The sequence below is a fragment of the Streptomyces ortus genome, assembly GCF_026341275.1.
Taxonomy (GTDB): domain Bacteria; phylum Actinomycetota; class Actinomycetes; order Streptomycetales; family Streptomycetaceae; genus Streptomyces; species Streptomyces ortus.
Genome location: NZ_JAIFZO010000003.1, coordinates 1 through 473 on the forward strand (window position 1 = coordinate 1; position 473 = coordinate 473).

1 protein-coding gene is annotated in these 473 nt (G+C 67.9%); it reads right to left on the reverse strand.

The genetic code is table 11. The annotated features are described in order from the left end of the window. Window positions 1-473 (reverse strand): AMP-binding protein (locus K3769_RS40630; RefSeq protein ID WP_267031770.1); only part of this gene is annotated, 473 nt, incomplete at both ends.

The window sequence follows — 473 nt, forward strand, 5'->3', positions numbered from 1 at the left end:
ACCATCCGCCGCCCCACCGACCAACGGTCGACCAACCCCGGCGGACACACCTCACCCGCCACCACCAACGTCTCCAACCCCGCCGGCAACGCATCCTCCACCGCCAGCACACCCGGCGGAACCGTCACATGCGTCGCGTGTGTGCGCTCCACCGCCTCACCCAACGACACCCTCGGCGGCAACCCCTCAGCCCCAGCCACCACCAACACCGCACCCGACACCAACGCCATACACAACTCCGACACCGCCGCGTCAAAACTCAACGACGCGAACTGCAACACCCGCGCCCGCTCCCCCACCGCAAACCGATCAACCTGCGCCCACGCCAGATTCGCCAACCCCGCATGCGACACAACGACCCCCTTCGGCCGCCCCGTCGAACCCGAGGTATGAATGACATACGCAGCATTCGCCACCCCCAACGGCACGATCCGCTCCGCATCCACCACCCGACCCGGCACACAACCGGCCAC